The following is a 23041-nucleotide window of genomic DNA, read 5'->3' on the forward strand; positions in this document are numbered from 1 at the left end:
GTCGACGCGGTCGGAACGGTCACTAGGAGGACCGATGCTCGGACGCCCTACTAGTGTGAAGTTTGTCTCAGGCCACTGTGATGGGACTCGGGATAGCGTGCCCGGAGTGCGGTTAACATCACAGCATCCGCAGGCGCGAAAGGGACACATGGCCACGTCACACACCGGGACACCGGATTCCGTCGCTGCCGAGGACGTCGGCGCGGCCGTACCGGTGAGCAGCGCCGAGGAGGGTTTCGCGACCTGGCGCCGCGGCGTGGCCGGGGTGCTGGCCAAGGCTCGTCGGGTGGACGTCTCGGAGCTCCCCGAGCATCCGGAGACGCTGCTCGAGGTGACCACGTACGACGGGGTCACGGTGCGGCCCCTGTACGGGCCGCTGGACGAGACTGCCGAGGCTCCGCTGCCCGGCACCTTCCCCTTCACGCGCGGCACGGACGCGCATCGCGACGTCAACGTCGGGTGGCTGGTCGCCGGTCGGTTCGGTCGTCCCGCCGGTGCGGACTCGGACGCGGCGACGCTCAATGACCAGCTCCTCGACGCGCTGCAGAACGGCACGAGCGCCCTGTGGCTCGACACGGCGTCCGTGGGCGCCGAGGGCCTGGCCCGCGCACTCGACGGGGTCCTGCTCGACCTCGCGCCCCTGACACTGGACGCGGGTGCGGACGTCACAGCGGTGGCCGACGCGTTGTTCGCGCTCCTGGACGAGCGCGGCGCCGCCGCCGACGTCCGACTGGGGGCGTCACCGCTGACCGATCGATTCGCCGACCTCCCGGGTGCGAGCGAGCAGGACGCGATCGATCTCGCGGTGCGGGCAGTGGCGCGCACCGAGCGGGTGCGCGCGATCACGTTGGACGGCACCGTGTTCCACGCTGCCGGGTCGGCAGACGCGCAGGAGGTCGGTCTGACCGTCGCGGCCGGACTCGAGTATCTGCGCGCGCTCACGGCGGCGGGACTGTCCACTGTCGAGGCATTGGGACAGGTGGAGTTCCGGCTCGCGGCCACCGACGAGCAGTTCGAGACCATCGCCAAGTTCCGTGCGGCCCGGCGGGTCTGGGCCCGGGTGGCCGAGGTGCTCGGGGCGCCGGAGCACGGCGGGGCCCCACAGCACGCCGTCACCTCGGCGGCGATGATGACGCAGCGCGATCCCTGGGTGAACATGCTGCGCACGACGCTGGCCGCGTTCGGCGCCGGTGTGGGCGGAGCCGACGCGGTGACCGTCCTGCCGTTCGACGCCGCGATTCCCGGCGGCGCCGCGGACGTCTCGCAGACATTCGCCGCACGGATCGCGCGCAACACCCAGCTGCTCCTGCTCGAGGAGTCCCACCTTGGTCGGGTGGTCGATCCGGCCGGTGGTTCCTGGTACGTCGAGTCGCTCACCGACGCGCTCGCGGACTCGGCGTGGTCGGTTCTGCAGGCGGTCGAGGCCGCCGGCGGTTACCGCGCCGCGCTGGAGTCCGGTGAGATCGCGCGCCGGGTCGACGAGACCCGAGCTGCCCGTGCGAGCGACATCGCCCACCGCCGCACCGCGGTCACCGGTGTCAACGAGTTCCCGAACCTGCAGGAGCCGTCGCCCGCGGCCTCGGGGAACGGCACCGTCGCCGGACGTCCCGCGACGCGGTACGCCGCCGAGTTCGAGGCGCTGCGTGATCGCAGCGACGCGGTGCTGGCGGACAAGGGCAGTCGCCCGGTGGTGCTGCTGGCGTCGTTGGGCAGCGTCGCGGAACACAACGGACGCACCACGTTCGCGGCGAACCTCACGGCGTCGGGCGGGATCGAGGCGGTGAACCCCGGTGCGGGAGCCGATCTCGCCGCGGTGGCACGCGAGACCGCCTCGCCGATCGCCGTGCTGTGCGGCACCGACAAGCGGTACGCCGCCGAGGGACCGGACGCCGTCGCCGCTCTGCGGTCGGCGGGGGTGCGGACGGTGCTCGTCGCCGGCGGTGCCTCGGCCTTCGCGGACGCGTCGCCGGAACAGACCCCGGACGGACATCTCACGCTCACCATCGATGCCGTCGCCGAACTCAGTGCTCTTCTCGATGCACTCACCGGCGAGGCTCGTACGGAAGGACACACCGCATGACCGACGACGCTGGTGACATGGGCCCCGTGGGCAGTTTCGCGGACGTTCCGCTCGTCGACCCCCGCGGTGCGGACGCGGCAGCGCCGGCGGCCGACGATGCGCGCGCCCACGTCGAGGCGGCCGCGGCGGCTCACGGCTACTCGCCCGAGCAGGTGGTGTGGTCCACCCCCGAGGGCATCGACGTCCGACCCCTGTACACCGGCGCCGACCGGGCGGAGGCGGCCGAGGCCGGGTACCCGCTCGACTCCTACCCGGGCACGGCTCCGTTCCTGCGCGGTCCGTACCCGACGATGTACGTCAACCAGCCGTGGACGATTCGTCAGTACGCCGGATTCTCGACGGCGTCGGAGTCCAACGCGTTCTACCGTCGCAACCTCGCTGCCGGTCAGAAGGGGCTGTCGGTCGCGTTCGACCTCGCGACGCACCGCGGCTACGACAGTGACCACCCGCGCGTGCAGGGCGATGTCGGCATGGCGGGTGTCGCGATCGACTCGATCTACGACATGCGCCAACTCTTCGACGGGATCGACCTGGGGTCGGTGTCGGTGTCGATGACCATGAACGGCGCCGTGCTGCCGATCCTGGCGCTGTACGTCGTCGCGGCGGAGGAACAGGGCGTCGGACCGGAGAAGCTCGCCGGCACCATCCAGAACGACATCCTCAAAGAGTTCATGGTGCGCAACACCTACATCTATCCGCCCGAGCCGTCGATGCGGATCATCTCCGACATCTTCGCGTACACCTCGACGCACATGCCGAAGTTCAACTCGATCTCCATCTCCGGCTACCACATCCAGGAAGCCGGCGCGACGGCCGATCTGGAGCTCGCGTACACCCTCGCCGACGGGGTGGAGTACATCCGCGCCGGGCTGGCCGCGGGCATGGACATCGACACGTTCGCCCCGCGGCTGTCCTTCTTCTGGGCCATCGGCATGAACTTCTTCATGGAGGTCGCCAAGCTGCGCGCGGGCCGGTTGCTGTGGGCGGAGCTGGTGCAGAAGTTCGATCCGTCCAGCGCGAAATCACTGTCGCTGCGCACACATTCGCAGACGTCCGGCTGGTCGCTGACGGCGCAGGACGTCTTCAACAACGTCTCCCGCACGTGTATCGAGGCGATGGCCGCGACGCAGGGACACACGCAGTCACTGCACACCAACGCGCTCGACGAAGCACTCGCGCTGCCCACCGACTTCTCCGCCCGGATCGCCCGCAACACCCAGCTGCTGCTGCAGCAGGAGTCCGGCACGACGCGGCCCATCGATCCGTGGGGCGGCTCGTACTACGTGGAGTGGCTGACCCACCAGCTCGCCGATCGGGCCCGCGCGCACATCGCCGAGGTCGAGGAGGCCGGTGGAATGGCCAAGGCCATCGGTGAGGGCATCCCGAAGCTCCGCATCGAGGAGGCGGCGGCGCGGACGCAGGCGCGCATCGACTCCGGTCGGCAGCCGCTGGTGGGTGTCAACAAGTACGTTCCCGACGAGCCCGACGCCATCGAGGTGCTCAAGGTCGAGAACTCGCGGGTGCGCACCGAGCAGATCGAGAAGCTCGAGCGGCTGCGCGAGGAGCGCGACCCCGGCCGCGTCGAGGCGGCGCTGTCCGCCCTCACCGCGGCGGCCGCGTCCACCGACGGCGGGATGGAGAACAACCTGCTCGCCCTCGCCGTCGACGCGGCGCGGGCCATGGCGACGGTGGGCGAGATCTCCGACGCTCTCGAGAAGGTCTACGGACGGCACCGCGCCGAGATCCGCACGATCAGCGGTGTCTACCGGGACGAGGCGGGGAAGGCCACGAACATGGTGCATGCAGGCGAGCTGGCGACGGCGTTCGCGAAGGCGGAGGGCCGCCGACCCCGCATCCTGGTGGCGAAGATGGGGCAGGACGGACACGATCGCGGGCAGAAGGTCATCGCGACGGCGTTCGCCGACATCGGCTTCGACGTCGATGTCGGCCCCCTGTTCCAGACCCCCGAGGAGGTGGCGAACCAGGCCGCCGACAACGACGTCCACGTCATCGGGGTGTCGTCGCTCGCCGCCGGTCACCTGACGCTGGTTCCGGCGCTGCGGGAAGCGCTCGCCGCCGTCGGCCGGTCCGACATCATGGTCGTGGTCGGCGGCGTCATCCCGCCGGGAGACTTCGACGCGCTGCGTGAGGCCGGGGCGGCCGCGATCTTCCCGCCCGGCACGGTGATCGCCGACGCCGCGGTCGATCTCATCGGCCAGCTCGCGGAGAGCCTGGGTCACGGCGCGGCCGTCTCGGACGCAGGAGCGAACGCCTGAGCATGTCCGACGCGACCGCAGCACGTCCCACGCGTCCGGCGATCGATCTCGACGCGCTCGTGGCCTCGGTGCGGGCCGGTGAGCGTGCCGGGCTGGCGCGTGCCATCACCCTCGTCGAGTCCACCCGCGACGACCATCGCGACCTCGCCCAACAGATGCTGCTCGAGCTCCTTCCGCACGCCGGGGGGTCACATCGGGTGGGCATCACGGGCGTACCGGGAGTCGGCAAGTCGACGTTCATCGATGCCCTGGGCATGACGCTCATCGAGAAGGGCCACCGCGTCGCGGTTCTCGCGGTGGATCCGTCGTCGACCCGTACCGGGGGCTCCATCCTCGGGGACAAGACACGGATGGCACGGCTCACGGTCGCGCCCGAGGCGTACATCCGGCCGTCCCCGACGTCGGGAACCCTCGGCGGTGTCGCGAAGGCGACCCGCGAGACGATCGTGCTGCTCGAGGCGGCCGGCTACGACGTCGTGCTGGTGGAGACCGTCGGGGTCGGGCAGTCCGAGATCACGGTCGCGGGCATGGTGGACACCTTCTGCTTCCTGACGCTCGCGCGCACGGGAGATCAGCTGCAGGGCATCAAGAAGGGTGTCCTCGAACTCGCCGACGTGGTCGCCGTCAACAAGGCCGACGGGAACCATCTCCGCGACGCCAAGGGTGCCGCGCGCGAACTCGCCGGAGCGCTCCGACTGATCTACCCGCACGACGCCCTGTGGACGCCGCCCGTGCTGACGATGAGCGCGATCGAGGAGACCGGACTCACGGAGTTCTGGGACACTGTGTGCCGCCATCGCGACGTCCTCACCGCGGCAGGCGACTTCGACGCCCGCCGCCGCGACCAGCAGGTCCAGTGGGTGTGGACCATGGTGCAGGACCAGCTGATGCGCCGACTGTCGTCGAGTCCCGCGGTGACCGCCGTCCGCGCCGACGTGGAGAGGCGCGTGGCCGACGGATCGCTCACGGCCGCACTGGGTGCGCAGGAGATCCTGACCGCCTTCGACGGCTGAACTCAGGTCCCGGCGGCGAACGCCCCGACCGTCGCGAGCAGGTGATCGAAGAAGGCGTCCGGATCGGTCGACACGGCGATCGCGGCATTGGGGCGACGTCCCCAGAACCCGCGCCGGTCGGCCACCATCGTTCCCCGCGTGAGGGTCCCGACGAGTTCGACGTCGACGGTGGCCAGGGCGTACTCGGCGATCTCCGGGTGCAGTGCGACGGCCGCCGCGAACGGGTCGTGCATGTGCGCCAGGTATCCCTCACCCTGCGCGTGGTGGAACTCCATGTAGAACCGCACCGCGTCGGTCAGGTACCGCACGACGGGCACCGACGCCGTCGAGCGTGCTCCCACCTCGTCGATCGAGAGATGCTCCACCGGAACGGATCCGGCGATCTCTGCCAGACGTGCCACGTGAGACGGGTGCATCTCGATCCGTTCCGTCAGGCCCAGGGCGCACACGATCGGCTCCCGGCCCGAGGGCACCGCGTCGAAGGCGTCGAACACCTCTTTCGCAGCTTCCGGGTCGACCGCCACGTTCCATTCGGAGGTGGGCGTCGTGTTCCCCGGGTGATCGATGCTGCCGCCCATGATCACCAGACGCTTCAGCAGCACGGGTAGTGCGGGCTCGAGCCGCAGTGCCAGAGCCAGATTCGTCATCGGACCGGTCACCAGCCCGACCAGCTCGCCCGGGTTCTCGCGCGCCAGGTCCACCCACGCCTGCGCCGCCGTCCGATCGGAGACGGTCATGGTGGGCGCCGGCAGATTCGCGTAGCCCACTCCCAGCGGACCGTGCGTGTCCTCCGTCGTCATCAGCGGGGCGACCAGCGGTGCGTCGACGCCGACGGCCACCTCCACGTCGGTCAGACCACAGATCTCCAACCAGGACAGCGTGTTCCGTGTCACCTGCGCGGTGGGCACGTTGCCCGCCGTGCAGCACACGGCCACGATCTCGGCCTCCGGACTCGCAGCCAGATAGACCAGAGCGAGGGAATCGTCGATTCCGGTGTCGACGTCGACGAGGAGTCGAGTGCGGGCGGGGGAGTCGACGTCGGTCATGCCGCCATCCTGTCAGGACGGGAAGCGTGGCTCGTCGCGTCCCCACGGGCGGGCCGGGAAGGGGTGATCGTCGTACTCCGCGAGCGCCGGTCGGGCCGTGCGGACGTCGTCGTGGAGGACGGTGTGCTCGTCCGTCGGCAGCACGGGGTCGGATGGAGTGTCGACCTTGCCGTCGGCATCGAGCAGCCAGGCGGCAGTGCGTGCCAACGAGACCGACACCGTCCTACCGATGCCACCGTCGAGGCGCTGGGTCAGAGCGTCGACGATTCCCGCCGCCAGCAGGTGGCCGGACGCGTGATCGAGCGCCTGCACCGGCAGCGCCCCCGGAACCCCGGCCGTCCCGCCGTCATCCGACCGGCCTCCGGCCTTCCCGCCGTCATCCGACCGGCCTCCGGCCTTCCCGCCGCACATGTTCGCGATGCCGGACGCTGCCTGCACCAGGCTGTCGAATCCGCGCCGCCGTGCCCACGGCCCCCGGCCGCCCCACGCACTCACCGTCCCGATGATCGCTCCGCTCGGCCGGTGCGCGCGGAGGTGGTCGTCGATGTAGGAGCCCGGCCGGTAGCCGCCGACCACCACGTCCACCGACGACATCAGCGCCGTCAGTCGCTCGTCGTCGTCGTCGACGAGCACGTCCAGGAGTGTCGAGTACTTGCCGGCGCCGGTGTCGAGGTGCTGGGCTTCGATCTCCGGCAGCAGTGGGGAGTCGACCCGCAGTACCGATGCACCGAGGAGGGCCAGATCGCGCGCAGCGACCGGGCCGGCGATGACCCGCGTGAGATCCAGTACGCGCACCCCGGCCAGCGGTCGCATCGGGTCGGTCGGTGGTTCGGGGAGCGACGGCAGACCGTCGGGACGCACGGTGGACGAGACGATGGGGCCGGAACGCGTGAAACGGCCGGGCGCCGAGCCGAACCACTCGTCCGGGGTCCGCACCGCCACGACGAGCGCGCCGAGTTCTGCTGCACGCTCCTCCACGTCCAGAGCCTCGTGGCGGAGCAGAGCCGCCGCGACGGCGGTGTGGTCGGCGTCGTCGGCGAGCTCGAGGAGCGAGAGCAGTCGCGCCCGGTGGTGCGGGTAGTTGGCGTGGGTGCGCACCCACCCGTCCGCGGTGCGGAAGAAGCCGGACAGGGCGGCGAACCCTGCGACCGGCCGCCCGTCGATGCGCAACAGTCTGTCTCCCGCGAACGACGCCGCGACCCGATCACCGACCACCACGCGCGGTGACGGCGCGGTCAGCCCCGAGGCCACGCGGAACCGGTCGACCGCGGAACCGAGTGCAGCGACCGCACCGACGGCCAGCGCGGCCACCGGCAGGGTCGACGACAACACGCCCTCGGACACGGGTCGCACGGTGATGTCGGCGGCCTGAGCGAGACCCAGGTCGGCCTGGTACCGGTGCAGCAGGTCGGTCATACCTTGCGCGCGGAGATCTCCATGCCGGCGCCGCGGAGTCGGTGGGTCAGCGCGTCACCGATTCCGGAGGCCGGGGTGAGCACGCCGCCGCCGACGGAGGGGAGTGCGTCACGGTCGAGCGCGAGCGCCAGTGCCGATTCGCCCAGCATCATGGCGGTGGCCGCGTAGCCGGGATCGCCCTTCGCCTTCACGCGCGAGACGTACCGGTCACCGGTGCTGGTGGTGGTGTAGACGTCGATCGTGAAATGCCCCTTCTGCCGGGTCTTCTCGCTGGGACCGTCGCCCGGCTTGGGCAGGATCTTGTCGAGGAGGAAACGGGTGGGCTTGAAGGCCATGCCCGCGACGAAGGCGCCCAGTCCGGCGAGCACGGCACCGGCGATCACCGGGGAGGCGGGCGACGAGCCGACGCTCATGACCTCGCTGTAGCGGAAGTTCTTGCCGTACGGGTATCCGAGCAGCGCGTTCGTGCGGCGCACGACCCGAGTGTTGTACGAGGACATCACGAACGGTGCCTTCCACCCCTTGAGATCGGGGTGGATGTCGGCGCCCTTGACGATGGGGGTGTCGCTCTGACGTCCCAGATCCGGCTCGATCGAGCGGTCGGGGCTGAGCGAGTAGGGGCTCGCCGCCATCTTCGCCGCGGCGCGGTCCTTCGTGATCTCGTCGATCTGGCCGCGCAGCGAGTCGATGGTGCCGCCGCTGACCCCGCCGCTCATCGACGTCACGACGAGGGTGGTGTCGGTCAGGTCGCCTGCTCCGTCCTCGTGGACCTTGGAGTAGAGCGCGTGCACGCCGATGTCGGACGGCACCGAGTCGAAGCCGCAGGAGTGCACGATCCGAGCGCCGGTGGAGTGTGCGAGATCGTGGTTCTGGTCGGCACTGAGGCGAGCGAACAGCACTTCGCCGGTGAGGTCGACGTAGTCCGTGCCGTGCGCCGCGCAGACGTGCGCGAGCGTGCGTCCGAACTTCGCGTACGGCCCGACCGTGGTGATGACGACCTGTGTGCGAGAAGCGATGTCGATGAGCGCGGCCTCGTCGTCCGCGTCCGCGACGAGCAGTGGCCAGTCGGCGGCGCGGGACGGCAGACCGCGACGGGTCGACTCCAGCTTGGATCGGGACCGGCCCGCGAGTGCGATCGACGTGCCCTGCGGGGCATGATTCGCCAGGTACTCGGCGGTGAGCGCGCCCACGAAACCGGTGGCGCCGTAGACGACGACGTCCAACTCGCGATCCCCTGCCGTGTCGAGATCGGACGCAGTGTCGAGTTCGGATGGGTCAGGTGCGGAAGTCTCGGCCATCACCCGAGCCTACAAGCGCTCCTGTGACCCACCACCACTCACCACGACCACGTGTGGACGGCCTCGCCCTCGTGCATGAGCTGCAGGTAGTCGGACAACATGCCCGCCACCGCGCGCTCGCGCGACTCCCCGGCACGCTCGCGTGCGACGACGGCATTGCGTTGCCACACCGATCCGGACTGACGGCGCAGGCATCGACCCTCGATGACCCGGAGGTAGCGGTCGCGCACCTCGGTGTCCACGCCGTACGACGCGAGACCCGCCTCGGCCATGGGCAGCAGTCGGCGCAGGACCAGCTCCTGCGGCGAGATCCAGCCGACCTCCGGCCAGTAGAGCCTCGAGTCGAACCCGCCGCGGGCCGCCGAGTGCAGGTTCTCCACGGCGGCGTCGAACGACATCTGCGTCCACACCGGCCGGTCCGCGTCGACGAGCGACCGCAGGGTGCCGTAGTACAGCGCCGCGTCGGCGAGGACGTCGAGCACGGTCGGCCCCGCGGGAAGAACGCGGTTCTCGAGGCGGATGTGCTGCTCGCCGTTCGAGGTGTCGTAGATCGGACGGTTCCATCGATAGACGGTGCCGTTGTGCATCTTCAGCTCGGTCAGGCCGGGCGCTCGGCCCGCCGCGAGTTCGGCCATCGGATCCTCGTCGGACACGACCGGCAGCAGCGCGGGGAAATACCGCGAGTTCTCCTCGAACAGATCGAAGATCGACGTGATCCAGCGCTCGCCGAACCACACGCGGGGTCGTACTCCCTGGTTCTTGAGTTCCTGTGGGCGCGTGTCCGTCGCCTGTTCGAACACGGGGATCCGGGTCTCGTGCCACAGTGCCTTGCCGGCGAGGAAGGGGGAGTTGGCGGCCAGTGCCACCTGCACTCCCGCCAGCGCCTGCGCGGCGTTCCAGTGCGCGGGGAACTCCGTCGGCGAGACCTGCAGGTGTAGTTGCACGGAGGTGCACGCGGCCTCGGGGAGGATCGTGTCGGAGATCTCGTTCAACGACTCGATGTCGTGGCTGCCGGGCAGAGGGACCCCGGTGATCGACAGTTCGATGTCCTCGCCGCGCGCCGCGAAGATCTGTTGGTTGAGCAGGTCGTATCGCGGATTGCTGGACAACCACTGGTGGGCGAAGTGATCCTTGCCCAGCGTGGGCAGCATCCCGATCATCGCCAGGGCGCATCCCTGCTCACGAGCACGGGCGTCCGCGGTGTCCAGAGAGGTGCGTAATCCGTTCTCCAGGATGCGCATCCGGTCGCCCGCCAGCGGTTCCGGGGCCACGTTGATCTCGATGTTGAACTGGCCCAGCTCGGTCTGGAAGTCCGGATCGGCGATCGCCTCGAGCACGGCCGCGTTGGCCATGGCCGGCTGCATCGACTCGTCCACCAGGTTGAGCTCGATCTCCATGCCCAGGCGTGGCTCGTCCACCCGGAAGGTGTCGTCCGCCAACATCGCCGCCAGGGCGTCCAGACACTCCTGCACCTTGTGCCGGAACATCTGCCGGTCCTTACGGCTGAACGTGCGCTGCTCGACCTCGTCGCCCATCACGACATTGCACCACGTGGGCGGCCGCCAGGCGCACGACACGGGGGTTCGGCGGTGTCACCAGGGCGAGGCCGCGTAGTCCTTGAGGAACTTCCCGTGCAGATCGACACCGAGCTCACCCTGGACGATGGGGTCGTAGACACGAGCCGCGCCGTCCACCAGATCCAGGGGCGCGTGGAAGCCCTCGTCGGCGAGGCGGATCTTCGTCGGGTGCGGGCGTTCGTCGGTGATCCAGCCGGTGTCCACCGCGCTCATCGAGATGCCGTCGTCGAGCATCTCGTTCGCACTGGTTCGCGTCAGCATGTTCAGTGCGGCCTTGGCCATGTTGGTGTGCGGATGCCCCGGTCCCTTGTAGCCGCGGCCGAACTGGCCCTCCATCGCGGAGACGTTGACGACGTAGGACCGGCGATGCGGCGACGCCGCCAGGGCGGCGCGCAGGCGCGAGACGAGGATGAACGGCGCCACCGAGTTGCACAGCTGAACCTCGAGCAGCTCGACGGGATCCACCTGGTCGACGGTGTGCACCCAGCTGTTGGTCGGCGCCTCGTCGGGTACCAGCCCACCCGCGTCGATCGCCGTTCCGGCAGCCATGCGCTGCAGGGACGCCGAACCGGCGACGAGGGCCATGGAGGTCACCTGCGACGGCCCCATGTTCGCCATGACGGCGGTGTCGAGAGCGACGGTGTCGCCGTCGGTCTCGCCGAACGCCCCCACCAGCGCTGCCGGATGGGCATCGCTCGTCGCGCCGAACGTGCGCACCCCGAGCGCTGCCAGATCGACGCCGTGCTCACCGTCCTCGAGGGCGGTGTACGAGCCGGCGGACCGCTTGACGGTCTGAGCGGCGTTGTTGATCAGGATGTCGAGCGGGCCCTCCGCCGCGACGGAGTCCGCGAACGCGACCACCTGCGCGGGATCACGCAGGTCGATGCCGACGACGGACAGTCGATGCATCCAGTCGTGGCTGTCGGACATCGAGGAGAACCGGCGCACCGCGTCCGCGGGGAAGCGCGTCGTGATGGTCAGGTGAGCACCGTCGCGCAGCAGGCGCAACGCGATGTACATGCCGATCTTCGCGCGCCCGCCGGTGAGCACGGCGCGGCGGCCGGTGAGATCGGTCCGGGCGTCCCGCTTCGCGTGGTTCAGGGCGGCGCACTCGGGGCAGAGCTGGTGATAGAACGCGTCCACCGTGGTGTACCGCTGCTTGCAGATGTAGCAGGGACGCGCACGCTGCAGTGTGCCCGCGGTCTCGGTGGTGGTGGCCGACGTCAGCGCCAGCCCGGCGGTCTCGTCGTCGATGCGGTCGGGTGATCCGGTCGCCGTGGCGGCGACGACGGCGCGGTCGGCGTCGGCGACGCGGGCGCGCGACTCCAGGCGGCGACGCTTCTTCGCGGCCTTGAACATGCCGGCCGTGGCACGCTGCACGGTCACGGCGTCGGGGTGGTCGTCGTCCAGGGCCGCCGCGCGGTCGAGCACGCGCAGGCACGCGGCGAGTTCGTCGGGGTCGATGCCCGTCACGCTGTGCTCCGTCATCGCCGCCTCCACGCTCCCGTGTCATGACGAAAGCCCCGATTCCGTGAGGAATCGGGGCTTTCATCGGTCTGTCTTCGGTGTCCGAGGGGGGACTTGAACCCCCACGTCCGTTAATAGGACACTAGCACCTCAAGCTAGCGCGTCTGCCATTCCGCCACTCGGACAACCCGCGTCACACCCTGCTGGTCACACACAGTTCACGATCGCGTCGCACCCGTGTTCTCGGTGCGGTCGCTAAATCTAGCCGATACCGCGCCCTGGACCAAAACCGCACGTCGGAGCACCTGCCGAGGCACCTGGAGTGGTAGGAACGAGCTGTGTCCGCAACAGGAGAGAACGACCACCAGACCGAGAAGCAGACCGTGGCCGTGGACGAGGTGGTCGACCTCGTCTCGTCGCTGATCCGCTTCGACACCTCCAACACCGGTGAGCTCGAGACCACCGCCGGCGAGAAGGAGTGCGCCGAGTGGGTGGCGCGCCAGCTCGAGGCCGTGGGGTACGAGACCGAGTACGTCGAGTCGGGTGCGCCCGGCCGCGGCAACGTCTTCGCCCGACTGGCCGGCGCCGACAGCTCACGCGGCGCGTTGCTCGTGCACGGCCACCTCGACGTCGTTCCGGCCGAGCCCGCCGACTGGAGCGTGCATCCCTTCTCGGGTGCCGTCGAGGACGGCTACCTGTGGGGACGCGGCGCCGTCGACATGAAGGACATGGTCGGCATGGCCCTGGCGCTGGCCCGACAGTTCAAGTCGGCCGGCACCGTCCCGCCCCGCGACCTGGTCTTCGCGTTCCTGGCCGACGAGGAGGCCGGCGGCAGGTACGGGTCGCACTGGCTCGTCGAGCACCGGCCCGATCTGTTCGAGGGTGTCACCGAGGCCGTCGGCGAGGTCGGCGGCTTCTCGCTGACGGTGTCCACCCCCGAGGGCGACGAGCGTCGCCTCTACCTCGTCGAGACGGCGGAGAAGGGGCTCGCCTGGATGCGTCTGACGGCCAAGGCTCGCGCCGGTCACGGATCGTTCCTGCACGAGGACAACGCCGTGACGTACCTCGCCGAAGCCGTTGCAGCACTGGGTAACCACCAGTTCCCGCTGGTGATGACGGACTCGGTGACCGAGTTCCTCGCCGCCGTGAGCTCGGAGACCGGCCTGGCCTTCGACCCCGAGTCGCCCGACATCGACGGCACCCTCGCCAAGCTCGGCAGCATCGCCCGCATCGTCGGCGCGACACTGCGCGACACGGCAAACCCCACGATGCTCTCGGCCGGGTACAAGGCCAACGTCATCCCGCAGACGGCCTCTGCCACCATCGACTGCCGCGTCCTGCCGGGACGCAAGGCGCAGTTCGAGCGCGAGGTCGACGCGCTCATCGGTCCGCACGTCGAACGGTCCTGGATCACCGACCTGGAGCCGTACGAGACCACGTTCGACGGGCACCTCGTCGACGCGATGAACGACGCGATCCTGGCGTTCGACGAGAACGGTCGCACGGTGCCCTACATGCTGTCCGGCGGCACCGACGCCAAGGCGTTCGCCAAGCTGGGCATCCGCTGCTTCGGCTTCGCGCCGCTCAAGCTGCCGCCCGAGCTCGACTTCGCGGCGTTGTTCCACGGCGTGGACGAACGGGTACCCGTCGAGTCGTTGATCTTCGGTACCAAGGTCTTCGAGCACTTCCTTCTGCACAGCTGACAACCCCCGAACCCATATCTCCCGAGAGGACCTCATGTCACACGATCCCTACGCCGCACTGCCGTCGCTGCCGTCGTTCGAGCTCACGTCGGACAACGTCACCGACGGTCAGCCGCTCCACGAGGACCAGGTCAGCGGCATCATGGGCGCGGGCGGCCACGACAACTCGCCGCAGCTGTCGTGGTCGGGTTTCCCGGAGGAGACCAAGAGCTTCGCCGTCACCGTCTACGACCCCGATGCGCCGACGGCGTCCGGTTTCTGGCACTGGGCGGTGGCGAACATCCCCGTCTCGACCACCACCCTGGTCACCGGAGCGGGCGACGACAGCTCCACCGGGTTGCCGAACGACGCGATCACGCTGCGCAACGACGCGGGCCTGGCCCGGTTCATCGGTGCCGCACCCCCGCAGGGGCACGGACCGCACCGCTACTTCGTGGCGGTACACGCCGTCGACGTCGAGAAGCTCGAGATCGACGAGAGTGCGTCACCGGCGTACCTCGGATTCAACCTCTTCAGTCACGCCATCGCGCGTGCCGTCATCGTGGGCACGTACGAGCAGAGCTGACGAGAACCGAGTCAGCGCGGCCCGGGCCGCGGGACAGTCTCCGTGCCGACCGCGTCGGCCACCGAGGCGAATCCCGCGGCCCGAGCTCGTCGAGCCAGGCCGACGGCGACGCGACGCGCCCAGAACGGACCGCCGTAGACGAAGCCTGTGTACCCCTGCACGAGGGTGGCACCGGCGAGGATGCGTTCCCACGCGTCGTCGGCGGTCTCGACACCGCCGACCGAGATCAGCGTCATCGAGTCCCCGACGCGTGCACGCAGTCGGCGCAGCACCTCGAGTGATCGGTCCGCGACGTACGGGCCGGAGACGCCACCCGCTCCGAGATCCGCGGTCCCGGCCGTCCGCAGCCCGTCGCGCCCGATGGTCGTGTTGGTCGCCACGATGCCGGCGGATCCGAGCTCCATGGCCAGGTCTGCCACCGCGTCGACGTCGTCGTCCGACAGGTCGGGCGCGATCTTCACCAGGACGGGCACCGTCACGACGCTCGCCACGGCGGCCAGCAGAGGCCGCAGCGATTCCACCGCCTGCAGATCCCGCAGTCCGGGGGTGTTCGGCGAACTCACGTTGACCACGACGAAGTCCGACAGCGGGCCGAGCAGCCGCGCACTCTCCGTGTAGTCGATCGCGGCGTCCGCCGCGGGAACCACCTTGGTCTTGCCGATGTTGGCGCCGACCGGGATGTCCCCGCGCCGTCCGCGCAGACGCTCGGCCACCGCCGCCGCACCCGGATTGTTGAAACCCATGCGGTTGAGCAGGCCTCGGTCGGCGGGAAGCCGGAAGAGTCGAGGCTGTGGGTTCCCGGGTTGCGCCTGCGCGGTCACGGTGCCGACCTCCGCGAAACCGAACCCCAGCGGACCCCACGCGTCGACACCCTCACCGGTCTTGTCGAAACCGGCGGCCAGGCCGACCGGGGTGGGGAACGTCACGCCGAAGGCGGTCGTCCGCAGTGCCGGATCTCGGACCGAGAGCACGCGCGAGACCAGCGCACGCAGGGGCGCGAATCGAGTCACCGCGACCATCGCCGCGAATGCGAGGTGATGAATGCGTTCCGGAGGGAGCAGGAACATCGCGCGGAGCAGCAGCCGGTACGGGCTCACAGCCTGGAAACCTCTCGTCGGGGAATCTCGTCGGTGGTGCGGCGCCGCCACTCGGTCAGAGACCGGGATCGGGCACGTGGTGCGCGGTCTTGCGTCGTTTTAGAAGTACTCGCCTGCTGCCGTCGGTGTACAGCCGGACCCGGGAGAGCTCCCACCCACCGAACTCGGCGGAGATGGCCAGCCGCATCGAGGCCGTCACTCGGGTGACGTCCGGCGGCAGCTTGATGGGCACGTACTCCCAGTCGTCCGACTGGGTCTCCCAGCCGACGGGCATCGCACGGTTGTTCCGGTTCACGGATCTCGCTCTCGTCCTCGCGGGCACTCACGCCCGGGTCGGGATCACCTGGACCCCGGCGCCACTGTTCGAGCCTACGAAAAGTTCGCCGGACTGCGAGTCCACGGCGAGCGAGTCGGGCTGGCGCACTGTGGGGAACCGTGCCGACTCGACAGGAATTCCGGAGGTGATGTCGAATCCCACCACCTCGTTCAGTGCGGTCACGGTCACCCACACGGTGCCGTCGTCCTCGCACGCGACGGCGAACGGGGAACCGGCGACGGGGTAGCGCTGACGCATGATCAGATCGGGGTCGCCCGTGAAGACGAGCAGTTCGTCGTCGGTGGTGTCGGCGACCACGACGGCACCGTCGGCGCATCCGGTCATGCGGGTGGCCCCGTCGCCTGCGCGCAGCGCGGCGCCGAGACGTTCGGCACCGACGTTCACGGACGTCACCGACGTCTGCCGGGTGTCCAGAGACACCAGATCGTCTCCGGTGCGTACGAGACCGTCGACCGACGCCTGACCGGGGATGGTGCTCTCGACCGCGCCGTCGGCTCCCGTGATCACGACGGTTCCGGCCGGCGTCCCGACGGCGTACCCGTCGTCCCACGGCGTCACCGAGGCGGCGCCGCCGTCGATCGCGACGTCGGTCGCCTCACCGGACTGCGCGTCCACCCGGCTGATGCCCGACGACGTCGTGACCAGCAGTTCGCCGTCCCTGCCGGCGGAGACGGACGTGCCGGGTGCGGAGAGTCGCACCGAGCGCGGATTCTCCTCCGAGTCGAGCGGGGTCAGCAGCAGCGTCGTACCGTCGTCGGTGAGAATCCCGGCGATCCGGTCGCGAGGCTCGATCGCGAGGCCGTCGACGGTGGCCGGACCGCCGAAGCGCGGGTCGGCCGTGACGCCCGCCGGCGTGACGGTCGTGTCGGGGGACACCGCCGCGACCTCCGGCTCACGCGTGTTCAGCTGCTCCGGATCGTCGGAGTTCGCGCATCCTGCTGTGACCGTCGTCACCAGGGCGAGGCCGAGAAGGACGAAACGGGTACTGCTGCGTCGTGCCGGGTGGGCACTGGTCGGTCGGGGTGCCATGGGGGTGATTCTCCTTCAGGTCTTCTCTCATCCGATCATCTCGCCGTCCCGGCGCGAGCACAGGGGAGGGATGTGGCCACCATGACGCGTCTGTACGTTTCGACGAGTGCCTGTCGACGAGAGAGAGCGAGGGAGGGCGCATGACGGGGCCGAGCAATGCGGAGTTCTCGGTGGAGGACGTGTCGGTGGGGGCGCACGCCCACGGGTTCGGGTCCACTCCGGACGGGCGGAGCTTCGCCTTCCGGGTACGCGGTAAGTCGTTGCGCGTGGAGGTCTACCGCTCCGACCTGGCGCAGGCCGTTCCCGACGATCTCGACGTCGACGCGGTCGCGGAGCGCGATGTCACGGACGTCGACCTCTCGGACGAGCGCTCGATCGTCGCCGCGGTCCGGGACGCGGTCGCCGACGTCCGTCCGCTCGACTCGCCGCAGCCGCCCGACACCACACTCCTGCGATCGCTGCTCGGGCGGCTGGGCAACGCGATCGACCCGAAGTGACGGTCAGGAACTGACGTCGTCCAGCGCGGAGGTGATGGCCGACGGAAGCGCGACCTCCTCGGCGGCCAACACACCCGTCAGCTGACCGATGTCCCGCGTCCCGACCACGACCGACGCGACACCGGGGCGATCTCGGGCCCACGCCAGAGCCACCGCGAGTGGCGACGTGCCCAGACCGTCGGCCGCCGTGATGACAGCCTCGACCACCTTCCCGCCGTCCTCACCGAGGAAGGGTGCGAGCGCGTGGCGTCGGTGATCGTCCGCGCCGCGTGAATCCGCGGGTACACCGTCCCGGTACTTGCCCGTGAGCACGCCGCCCGCCAGAGCCGACACCGCGAGAACGCCCACGCCGTGGTGGTCGGCCGCGGGGAACAGCTCGTCCTCGGCGCCGCGCGCGAGCAGGGAGTACTCCGCCTGCGCCGCGGTGATGTCGACGGACGCCGACACGGTGGCCAGCTGCCACGCCGTGAAGCCGCGAACACCCGCGTAGCGGACCCGCCCGGACGAGACCGCGTGCTCCAGAGTCGCCGCCACCTCACCGAGAGGGGTCTGCGGATCCCACGCGCCGACGCTCCACAGATCGAGGTGATCGGTGCCGAGCTCGCGCAGTGTCCTGTCCAGGTCTGCGAGGAGCGCGCGCCGCGAGCAGTCGACGGTCCAGTGCCCCGAGGTGTCCGGACGCGAGACGCCGGAATCGATGCTGAGAACCAGCTCACCGCGCGGTACCACGTCGTCGACGATTTCGGCCAACACCCGCACCGCGCGTCCGTCTCCATACGAGGCGGACGCGTCGACGAGGGTCCCGCCCGCGTCGACGAACGCCGTCACCTGCGCCGCGGCGTCGTCACCGTCGACTCCGCGTCCCCATTCACCCGTTCCGAGCCCCAGGCGTGACACCCGCAGCCCGCTGCTCCCGACCGTTCTGTGCTTCATGAAGGCAGTGCATCCGTTTCGCCGTGTTCCGTCCGTGTCTCGTCCTGCCGACACGGTGGTCGAGGCACGACCCTAGTACGGTCGTGCCTCGTGACTTCGACAGGAAACCTCGTCGGTGGCGTCTGCGCGCCGCGGAATCGGACGGCAGGAGAGCAGCGATGATCGCGGAATCGATGTCCTGGGTGCAGGCCCTCGTGCTCGGCGCCGTGCAGGGGTTGACCGAGTTCCTCCCCATCTCCTCCTCTGCACACCTGCGCATCGTCTCCGAGGTCTTCTTCGGTGACGACGCCGGCGCGTCGTTCACCGCGGTGACGCAGCTCGGTACCGAGGCCGCGGTCCTGCTCTACTTCGCCCGCGACATCGGGCGCATCGTCGCGGCGTGGTTCCGCGGTATCGCCGACAAGTCCCAGCGCGACACTCTGGACTACCGCATGGGGTGGTACGTCATCTTCGCCACCATCCCGATCGGGGTGCTCGGCTTCGTCTTCAAGGACGCGATCCGGACGGGTGCGCGCAACCTGTGGATCATCGCGACGCTGCTCATCGTGTTCGCCGTGGTCATCGCCGTCGCGGAGAAGGTCGGCCGACAGACGCGACCGATCGAGAAGCTCACCACCCGCGACGGCCTCGTCATGGGCGCCGCGCAGTGTCTCGCGCTCATCCCGGGCGTGTCCCGATCCGGCGCCACCACGAGTGCCGGTTTGTTCATGGGCCTGACGCGTGCCGCCGCGGTCCGCTTCTCGTTCCTGCTCGCGATCCCGGCCGTCACCGCGTCCGGACTCTTCTCCTTGCCGGATGCCTTCGAACCGGCGGGCGAAGGTCTGCAGGCGTCGGGATCCCAGCTCGTCGTGGCGACGCTCGTGGCCTTCGTACTGGGGTACGCCTCCATCGCCTGGTTGCTGCGCTTCGTCGAGAACCACTCGCTGTACTGGTTCGTCGGGTACCGCATCGTCGTCGGCGTCGCGGTTCTCGGCCTCCTCGCCACGGGTGTCGTCGCAGCGAACTGACGCCACCGCGACGCCGGGCGCCCCTCGCGTCTCACTAGGCTGAGGTCATGACGGTCATACTTCTGCGCCACGGACGCTCGACGTCCAACACGGCCGGCACGCTCGCGGGCAGGTCGGACGGCGTGGAACTCGACGATCTCGGTCGGGAGCAGGCGGAGCGTGTCGTCGCCCGTCTCGAGGTGCTTCCGCTCGCGGCGATCGTGCGATCACCGTTGCTCCGGTGCGAACAGACGGTCGCGCCCCTCGCTGCGGCGCGCGAGCTCGAACCCGTCGTGGAGGATCGGCTGCTCGAGGTCGACTACGGCGAGTGGACCGGCAAGCCGATCAAGGATCTCGTGGGGGAGCCGCTGTGGAAGGTGGTGCAGCAGCACCCGTCCGCTGCCGTCTTCCCCGGGGGTGAGGGCCTCGCCGACGTGCAGATCAGGGCGGTGCGCGCGATCCGTGAGATCGACGCGCGGCTCGCCGCCGAGCACGGCGCCGACGTGCTGTGGGTGGCCTGTTCGCACGGCGACGTCATCAAGTCCGTCCTGGCCGATGCTCTGGGGTCGCACCTGGACCAGTTCCAGCGCATCGTGGTGGACCCGGCGTCGATCAGTGTCGTCCGGTACACCGAGACGCGGCCGTTCGTCCATCGTCTCGGCGATCTCGGTGGGGATCTGACGCAGTTCGTTCCGACGCCGCCCGCCGAGACGGACACCACTGCCGAGGCCCCGTCCGACCAGGCTCCGACCGCGTCGGAATCGGACGCCGTCCCCGGTGGTTCCACCGGACAGTGACAACACGCGGATAATGGGAGTCACAGCCGCGGCAGTTCGGCGGCGCGATCTTTGGAGGTGCAGATATGCCACGCGCGATTCACGTCTTTCGCACCCCCGACCGGTTCGTCGCCGGAACGGTGGGTGAGCCCGGCGATCGATCCTTCTACCTCCAGGCAGTGCACGACGCCCGAGTGGTGTCGGTGGCACTCGAGAAGCAGCAGGTTCAGGTCCTGGCCGACCGTGTCGGGCTCCTGCTCGACGAAGTGGCGAGGCGCTTCGGTACCGATGTGCCACCCGAGGAAGCCGATCCGAGCGACGTCGACCCACTGGTGATGCCCGTGGACGCCGAGTTCCGGGTCGGGACCATGGGTCTGGGCTGGGACGCCGACGCCGGCGCCGTCGTGGTGGAGCTGCTCGCCATCACCGAGACCGAGATCGACGAGTCGGTGGTGCTCGACGACACGGACGAGGGTCCGGACGCCGTGCGGGTGTTCCTGAGTCCGGAGCAGGCCCGTGAGTTCGCCGCGCGCAGCGAGCGCGTCATCGCTGCCGGTCGGCCCCCGTGCCCGCTCTGCGGTGAGCCCCTCGCGCCCGGTGGTCACATGTGCGTGCGGACCAACGGGTACCGGCGCGGCACCGTGCTGGGAAGCGACACCACCGAGTTCGGGGACGAGTCCTGACCTCCGCCGGCGACGCCACCGCGCCCTGGACCGACGACGACACGGACCTGCTCGCGCACGGCGAGATGACCATCGTCGGTCGCGTGGTGCAGGCGTCCAACGCGACGCTCGTGTGCGAGATCGAGCGTGAGGATCCCGCGCCGGCACTGCGCTGTGTCTACAAGCCGGTGCGCGGGGAACAGCCGCTGTGGGACTTCCCCGACGGCACGCTGGCGGGCCGCGAGATCTCGTCCTACCTGATCTCCGACGCACTGGGCTGGGGCGTCGTGCCCACGACCGTGCTTCGGGACGGTCCGCTCGGTGTCGGCATGGTGCAGCGGTGGATCGACACCGTCGAGCGCCTCCCTGAGAAGGGCGAGGGCTACGACATGGTGGACCTCTGCCGCCCCGACCTCGTGCCCTCGTCCTACATCCCCGTGCTCCGGGCCTACGACGATGCCGGCGACGAGGTGGCACTGGTGCACGCGGACGATCCGCGGCTGCACCGGATGGCTGTTCTCGACGTCGTCATCAACAACGCCGACCGCAAGGGCGGACACGTGCTCGAGGCACTCGACGGCTCCGTGTACGGCGTGGACCACGGCATCGCCCTGCACCGGCAGAACAAGCTGCGGACCGTGCTGTGGGGGTGGGCCGGTCGACCCGTCGACGCCGCTCTGGTGGCCGACCTCGTCGACTTCTCCCGCGACCTGCGCGGTGCCTTCGGGGACACCCTCGCGCCGCACATCACCGACGAGGAGATCGAGGCGCTGGCCGGTCGCGTGTCGCGGTTGCTCGCGGAACCGGTCATGCCGGCGCCCGACTCCAGCAGGCCCATTCCCTGGCCCGCGTTCTAGACCGGGCACGCGGCGGCGGCTCCGGCCCGACCGGATAGTCTTCACCCATGCAGTCGTGGCCCGAAGTGGACGTTCCCAGCGTGCCGGGCGAGGGCCCGCCGCTCCGTTTGTACGACACGGCCGATCGCGCCGTGCGTCCCGTCGCGCCCGGTTCGACCGCCACCATGTACGTCTGCGGCATCACCCCGTACGACGCGACGCACCTGGGCCATGCGGCCACCTACCTGACGTTCGACCTCGTCAACCGGGTCTGGCGCGACGCCGGCCACGACGTGCACTACGTCCAGAACGTCACCGACGTCGACGACCCGCTCTTCGAGCGCGCGGCACGCGACGGCGACGACTGGGTGTCGCTCGGACAGCGCGAGACCGACCTCTTCCGGTCGGACATGACCGCGCTCCGCGTCATCCCGCCGCGCGACTACATCGGCGCGGTCGAGTCTGTGACCGAGGTCGTGGAGCTCGTCGAGAAGCTCGTCGCCTCGGGCGCCGCCTACGTGGTGGACGACGCCGAGTACCCCGACGTGTACTTCCGCGCGGACGCCACCGAGCAGTTCGGCTACGAGTCCGGGTACGACCGGGCGACGATGGACACCTTCTTCGCCGAGCGCGGCGGAGATCCCGACCGCCCCGGCAAGCGCGACCCTCTCGACGCCCTCGTCTGGAAGGCCGAGCGTCCGGGCGAGCCGTCGTGGCCCTCGCCGTTCGGTCCGGGGCGCCCCGGCTGGCACATCGAGTGCGCGGCGATCGCGTTGAACCGCATCGGATCCGGCTTCGACGTGCAGGGTGGCGGCAGTGACCTCATCTTCCCGCACCACGAATTCTCCGCGGCCCACGCCGAATCGCTCACGGGCGCAGACCGTTTCGCGCGACACTACGTGCACACCGGCATGATCGGCCTCGACGGCGAGAAGATGTCCAAGTCGCTGGGCAATCTCGTCCTGGTCTCGAAGCTCACCGCTGCGGGTGTCGATCCCGGTGCCATCCGCCTCGGTCTCCTCGCCGGCCACTACCGGCAGGACCGCACCTGGACCGACGAGATCCTCGCCGCTGCGCAGGACCGACTCGCGTTGTGGCGCAAGGCCGTGGCGCTCGAGTCGGCACAGTCCGCCGAGGACACCGTCGCCCGCGTGCGCCAGCACCTGGCCGACGATCTCGACTCCGCCAAGGCACTCGACGCGATCGATGCGTGGGCACACGACGCCGTGACGCTCGGCGGCTCCGACCCCGCGGCGCCGGGGCTGGTGTCGCTGGCGGTGGACGCGCTGCTGGGTGTGAAGCTCTAGCTCGTCGGGAGTGGTGTTCCACTCGTGGTTCGTGAACGCGGTTGTCCGCGCTGTGACCGATCCAGTGGAACACCACTCCCACGTCGTCCACAGGGTCGCTCGATCCACAGCTTCTCTGTCGACCCTGGTCGGCTGCGCTG

The 23041-nt window shown here is 69.8% G+C and carries 20 protein-coding genes and 1 tRNA gene; 11 read left to right on the plus strand and 10 right to left on the minus strand.

All coding sequences use genetic code 11. The features are described from left to right. Positions 1-148: 148 nt before the first annotated feature. The 3 genes from J4E04_RS10970 to meaB are packed head-to-tail and all read left to right on the plus strand — an operon-like array spanning position 149 to position 5369. A complete protein-coding gene (locus J4E04_RS10970) occupies positions 149-2080 on the plus strand; it encodes a methylmalonyl-CoA mutase family protein (protein ID WP_490150484.1) in 1932 nt (643 codons plus the stop codon). After that, positions 2077-4356, plus strand: coding sequence for a methylmalonyl-CoA mutase (gene scpA / locus J4E04_RS10975; protein ID WP_235578919.1), 2280 nt, complete (start codon positions 2077-2079; stop codon positions 4354-4356). Before J4E04_RS10970 ends, scpA begins: the two co-directional genes overlap by 4 nt. A 2-nt stretch (positions 4357-4358) precedes the next feature. Beyond that, a complete protein-coding gene (gene meaB, locus J4E04_RS10980) occupies positions 4359-5369 on the plus strand; it encodes a methylmalonyl Co-A mutase-associated GTPase MeaB (RefSeq protein ID WP_027505321.1) in 1011 nt (336 codons plus the stop codon). Positions 5370-5371: 2 nt separating this feature from the next. Here meaB and J4E04_RS10985 read toward each other — a convergent pair whose 3' ends face one another. From J4E04_RS10985 to J4E04_RS11010, 6 genes are all read right to left on the minus strand, one after another. After that, the gene (locus J4E04_RS10985) at positions 5372-6415 is read right to left on the minus strand and encodes a nucleoside hydrolase (protein WP_490150485.1); all 1044 of its coding nucleotides are present in this window, start codon (positions 6413-6415) and stop codon (positions 5372-5374) included. Between the two features lie 12 nt (positions 6416-6427). Continuing rightward, the gene (locus J4E04_RS10990) at positions 6428-7831 is read right to left on the minus strand and encodes a CoA transferase (protein ID WP_490150486.1); all 1404 of its coding nucleotides are present in this window, start codon (positions 7829-7831) and stop codon (positions 6428-6430) included. Beyond that, on the minus strand, positions 7828-9129 hold the full coding sequence (locus J4E04_RS10995; RefSeq protein WP_490150487.1) for a saccharopine dehydrogenase family protein: 1302 nt from the start codon (positions 9127-9129) through the stop codon (positions 7828-7830). Before J4E04_RS10995 ends, J4E04_RS10990 begins: the two co-directional genes overlap by 4 nt. A gap of 38 nt (positions 9130-9167) precedes the next feature. Further along, entirely contained in the window at positions 9168-10664 is a 1497-nt protein-coding gene (locus J4E04_RS11000; RefSeq protein WP_490150488.1) for a glutamate-cysteine ligase family protein, read from the minus strand. Positions 10665-10721: 57 nt separating this feature from the next. Then, entirely contained in the window at positions 10722-12194 is a 1473-nt protein-coding gene (locus tag J4E04_RS11005; RefSeq protein ID WP_037185609.1) for an SDR family NAD(P)-dependent oxidoreductase, read from the minus strand. A gap of 78 nt (positions 12195-12272) precedes the next feature. Further along, positions 12273-12358 (minus strand) — tRNA-Leu (locus J4E04_RS11010). 153 nt (positions 12359-12511) lie between these two features. Between J4E04_RS11010 and J4E04_RS11015 the strand changes: the two genes are divergently transcribed. Continuing rightward, positions 12512-13876 carry a M20/M25/M40 family metallo-hydrolase gene (locus tag J4E04_RS11015; protein WP_081821196.1) on the plus strand — a complete coding sequence of 455 codons (1365 nt, stop codon included), beginning with the start codon at positions 12512-12514 and terminating at the stop codon, positions 13874-13876. 34 nt (positions 13877-13910) lie between these two features. Then, the gene (locus J4E04_RS11020; RefSeq protein WP_027505328.1) at positions 13911-14441 is read left to right on the plus strand and encodes a YbhB/YbcL family Raf kinase inhibitor-like protein; all 531 of its coding nucleotides are present in this window, start codon (positions 13911-13913) and stop codon (positions 14439-14441) included. Between the two features lie 11 nt (positions 14442-14452). Here the strand turns inward: J4E04_RS11020 and J4E04_RS11025 are convergent, their stop codons facing one another. Genes J4E04_RS11025 through J4E04_RS11035 form a run of 3 tightly spaced genes read right to left on the minus strand, consistent with a single transcriptional unit; the run spans position 14453 to position 16904 of the window. Beyond that, positions 14453-15538: a quinone-dependent dihydroorotate dehydrogenase gene (locus J4E04_RS11025; RefSeq protein WP_490148610.1), complete on the minus strand. Its 1086-nt coding sequence runs from the start codon at positions 15536-15538 to the stop codon at positions 14453-14455. 55 nt (positions 15539-15593) lie between these two features. Next, positions 15594-15812, minus strand: a complete 219-nt coding sequence (locus J4E04_RS11030) for a DUF5703 family protein (protein WP_037185612.1) — start codon at positions 15810-15812, stop codon at positions 15594-15596. A 48-nt stretch (positions 15813-15860) separates the two neighbouring features. Continuing rightward, the gene (locus J4E04_RS11035) at positions 15861-16904 is read right to left on the minus strand and encodes an NHL repeat-containing protein (RefSeq protein ID WP_490148611.1); all 1044 of its coding nucleotides are present in this window, start codon (positions 16902-16904) and stop codon (positions 15861-15863) included. Positions 16905-17044: 140 nt separating this feature from the next. Between J4E04_RS11035 and J4E04_RS11040 the strand changes: the two genes are divergently transcribed. Beyond that, positions 17045-17401, plus strand: coding sequence for a hypothetical protein (locus tag J4E04_RS11040; RefSeq protein WP_027505331.1), 357 nt, complete (start codon positions 17045-17047; stop codon positions 17399-17401). A 3-nt stretch (positions 17402-17404) separates the two neighbouring features. Here J4E04_RS11040 and J4E04_RS11045 read toward each other — a convergent pair whose 3' ends face one another. Next, positions 17405-18334, minus strand: a complete 930-nt coding sequence (locus tag J4E04_RS11045; RefSeq protein ID WP_222631102.1) for an aldo/keto reductase — start codon at positions 18332-18334, stop codon at positions 17405-17407. Between the two features lie 161 nt (positions 18335-18495). Here J4E04_RS11045 and J4E04_RS11050 point away from each other — a divergent pair, with 161 nt between their 5' ends. The 5 genes from J4E04_RS11050 to mshC all read left to right on the plus strand — a co-directional run bounded on the left by J4E04_RS11050 (position 18496) and on the right by mshC (position 22901). After that, complete coding sequence (locus tag J4E04_RS11050) at positions 18496-19341, plus strand: undecaprenyl-diphosphate phosphatase (protein ID WP_027505333.1); 846 nt, start codon at positions 18496-18498, stop codon at positions 19339-19341. A gap of 47 nt (positions 19342-19388) precedes the next feature. Beyond that, positions 19389-20117: a histidine phosphatase family protein gene (locus J4E04_RS11055; protein WP_328809797.1), complete on the plus strand. Its 729-nt coding sequence runs from the start codon at positions 19389-19391 to the stop codon at positions 20115-20117. Between the two features lie 65 nt (positions 20118-20182). Further along, positions 20183-20779: a DUF3090 domain-containing protein gene (locus tag J4E04_RS11060; protein WP_027505335.1), complete on the plus strand. Its 597-nt coding sequence runs from the start codon at positions 20183-20185 to the stop codon at positions 20777-20779. Beyond that, positions 20776-21615, plus strand: coding sequence for an SCO1664 family protein (locus J4E04_RS11065; RefSeq protein WP_373425285.1), 840 nt, complete (start codon positions 20776-20778; stop codon positions 21613-21615). Before J4E04_RS11060 ends, J4E04_RS11065 begins: the two co-directional genes overlap by 4 nt. A gap of 47 nt (positions 21616-21662) precedes the next feature. Next, the gene (gene mshC, locus J4E04_RS11070; RefSeq protein ID WP_027505337.1) at positions 21663-22901 is read left to right on the plus strand and encodes a cysteine--1-D-myo-inosityl 2-amino-2-deoxy-alpha-D-glucopyranoside ligase; all 1239 of its coding nucleotides are present in this window, start codon (positions 21663-21665) and stop codon (positions 22899-22901) included. Positions 22902-23041: the final 140 nt, after the last annotated feature.

The sequence above is a fragment of the Rhodococcus sp. NFXS4 genome (assembly GCF_058139645.1).

What these genes read in the sequence shown, in the direction of transcription:
- J4E04_RS11035 (WP_490148611.1), bottom strand. Translation starts at nt 16,904, where the DNA reads ATGGCACCCCGACCGACCAGTGCCCACCCGGCACGACGCAGCAGTACC.
- J4E04_RS10985 (WP_490150485.1), bottom strand. Translation starts at nt 6,415, where the DNA reads ATGACCGACGTCGACTCCCCCGCCCGCACTCGACTCCTCGTCGACGTC.
- J4E04_RS11030 (WP_037185612.1), bottom strand. Translation starts at nt 15,812, where the DNA reads ATGCCCGTCGGCTGGGAGACCCAGTCGGACGACTGGGAGTACGTGCCC.
- J4E04_RS11045 (WP_222631102.1), bottom strand. Translation starts at nt 18,334, where the DNA reads ATGAAGCACAGAACGGTCGGGAGCAGCGGGCTGCGGGTGTCACGCCTG.
- J4E04_RS11055 (WP_328809797.1), top strand. Translation starts at nt 19,389, where the DNA reads ATGACGGTCATACTTCTGCGCCACGGACGCTCGACGTCCAACACGGCC.
- J4E04_RS10990 (WP_490150486.1), bottom strand. Translation starts at nt 7,831, where the DNA reads ATGACCGACCTGCTGCACCGGTACCAGGCCGACCTGGGTCTCGCTCAG.
- mshC (WP_027505337.1), top strand. Translation starts at nt 21,663, where the DNA reads ATGCAGTCGTGGCCCGAAGTGGACGTTCCCAGCGTGCCGGGCGAGGGC.
- J4E04_RS11020 (WP_027505328.1), top strand. Translation starts at nt 13,911, where the DNA reads ATGTCACACGATCCCTACGCCGCACTGCCGTCGCTGCCGTCGTTCGAG.
- J4E04_RS11000 (WP_490150488.1), bottom strand. Translation starts at nt 10,664, where the DNA reads ATGGGCGACGAGGTCGAGCAGCGCACGTTCAGCCGTAAGGACCGGCAG.
- J4E04_RS10995 (WP_490150487.1), bottom strand. Translation starts at nt 9,129, where the DNA reads ATGGCCGAGACTTCCGCACCTGACCCATCCGAACTCGACACTGCGTCC.
- J4E04_RS11005 (WP_037185609.1), bottom strand. Translation starts at nt 12,194, where the DNA reads ATGACGGAGCACAGCGTGACGGGCATCGACCCCGACGAACTCGCCGCG.
- J4E04_RS11060 (WP_027505335.1), top strand. Translation starts at nt 20,183, where the DNA reads ATGCCACGCGCGATTCACGTCTTTCGCACCCCCGACCGGTTCGTCGCC.
- J4E04_RS10970 (WP_490150484.1), top strand. Translation starts at nt 149, where the DNA reads ATGGCCACGTCACACACCGGGACACCGGATTCCGTCGCTGCCGAGGAC.
- J4E04_RS11040 (WP_027505331.1), top strand. Translation starts at nt 17,045, where the DNA reads ATGACGGGGCCGAGCAATGCGGAGTTCTCGGTGGAGGACGTGTCGGTG.
- meaB (WP_027505321.1), top strand. Translation starts at nt 4,359, where the DNA reads ATGTCCGACGCGACCGCAGCACGTCCCACGCGTCCGGCGATCGATCTC.
- scpA (WP_235578919.1), top strand. Translation starts at nt 2,077, where the DNA reads ATGACCGACGACGCTGGTGACATGGGCCCCGTGGGCAGTTTCGCGGAC.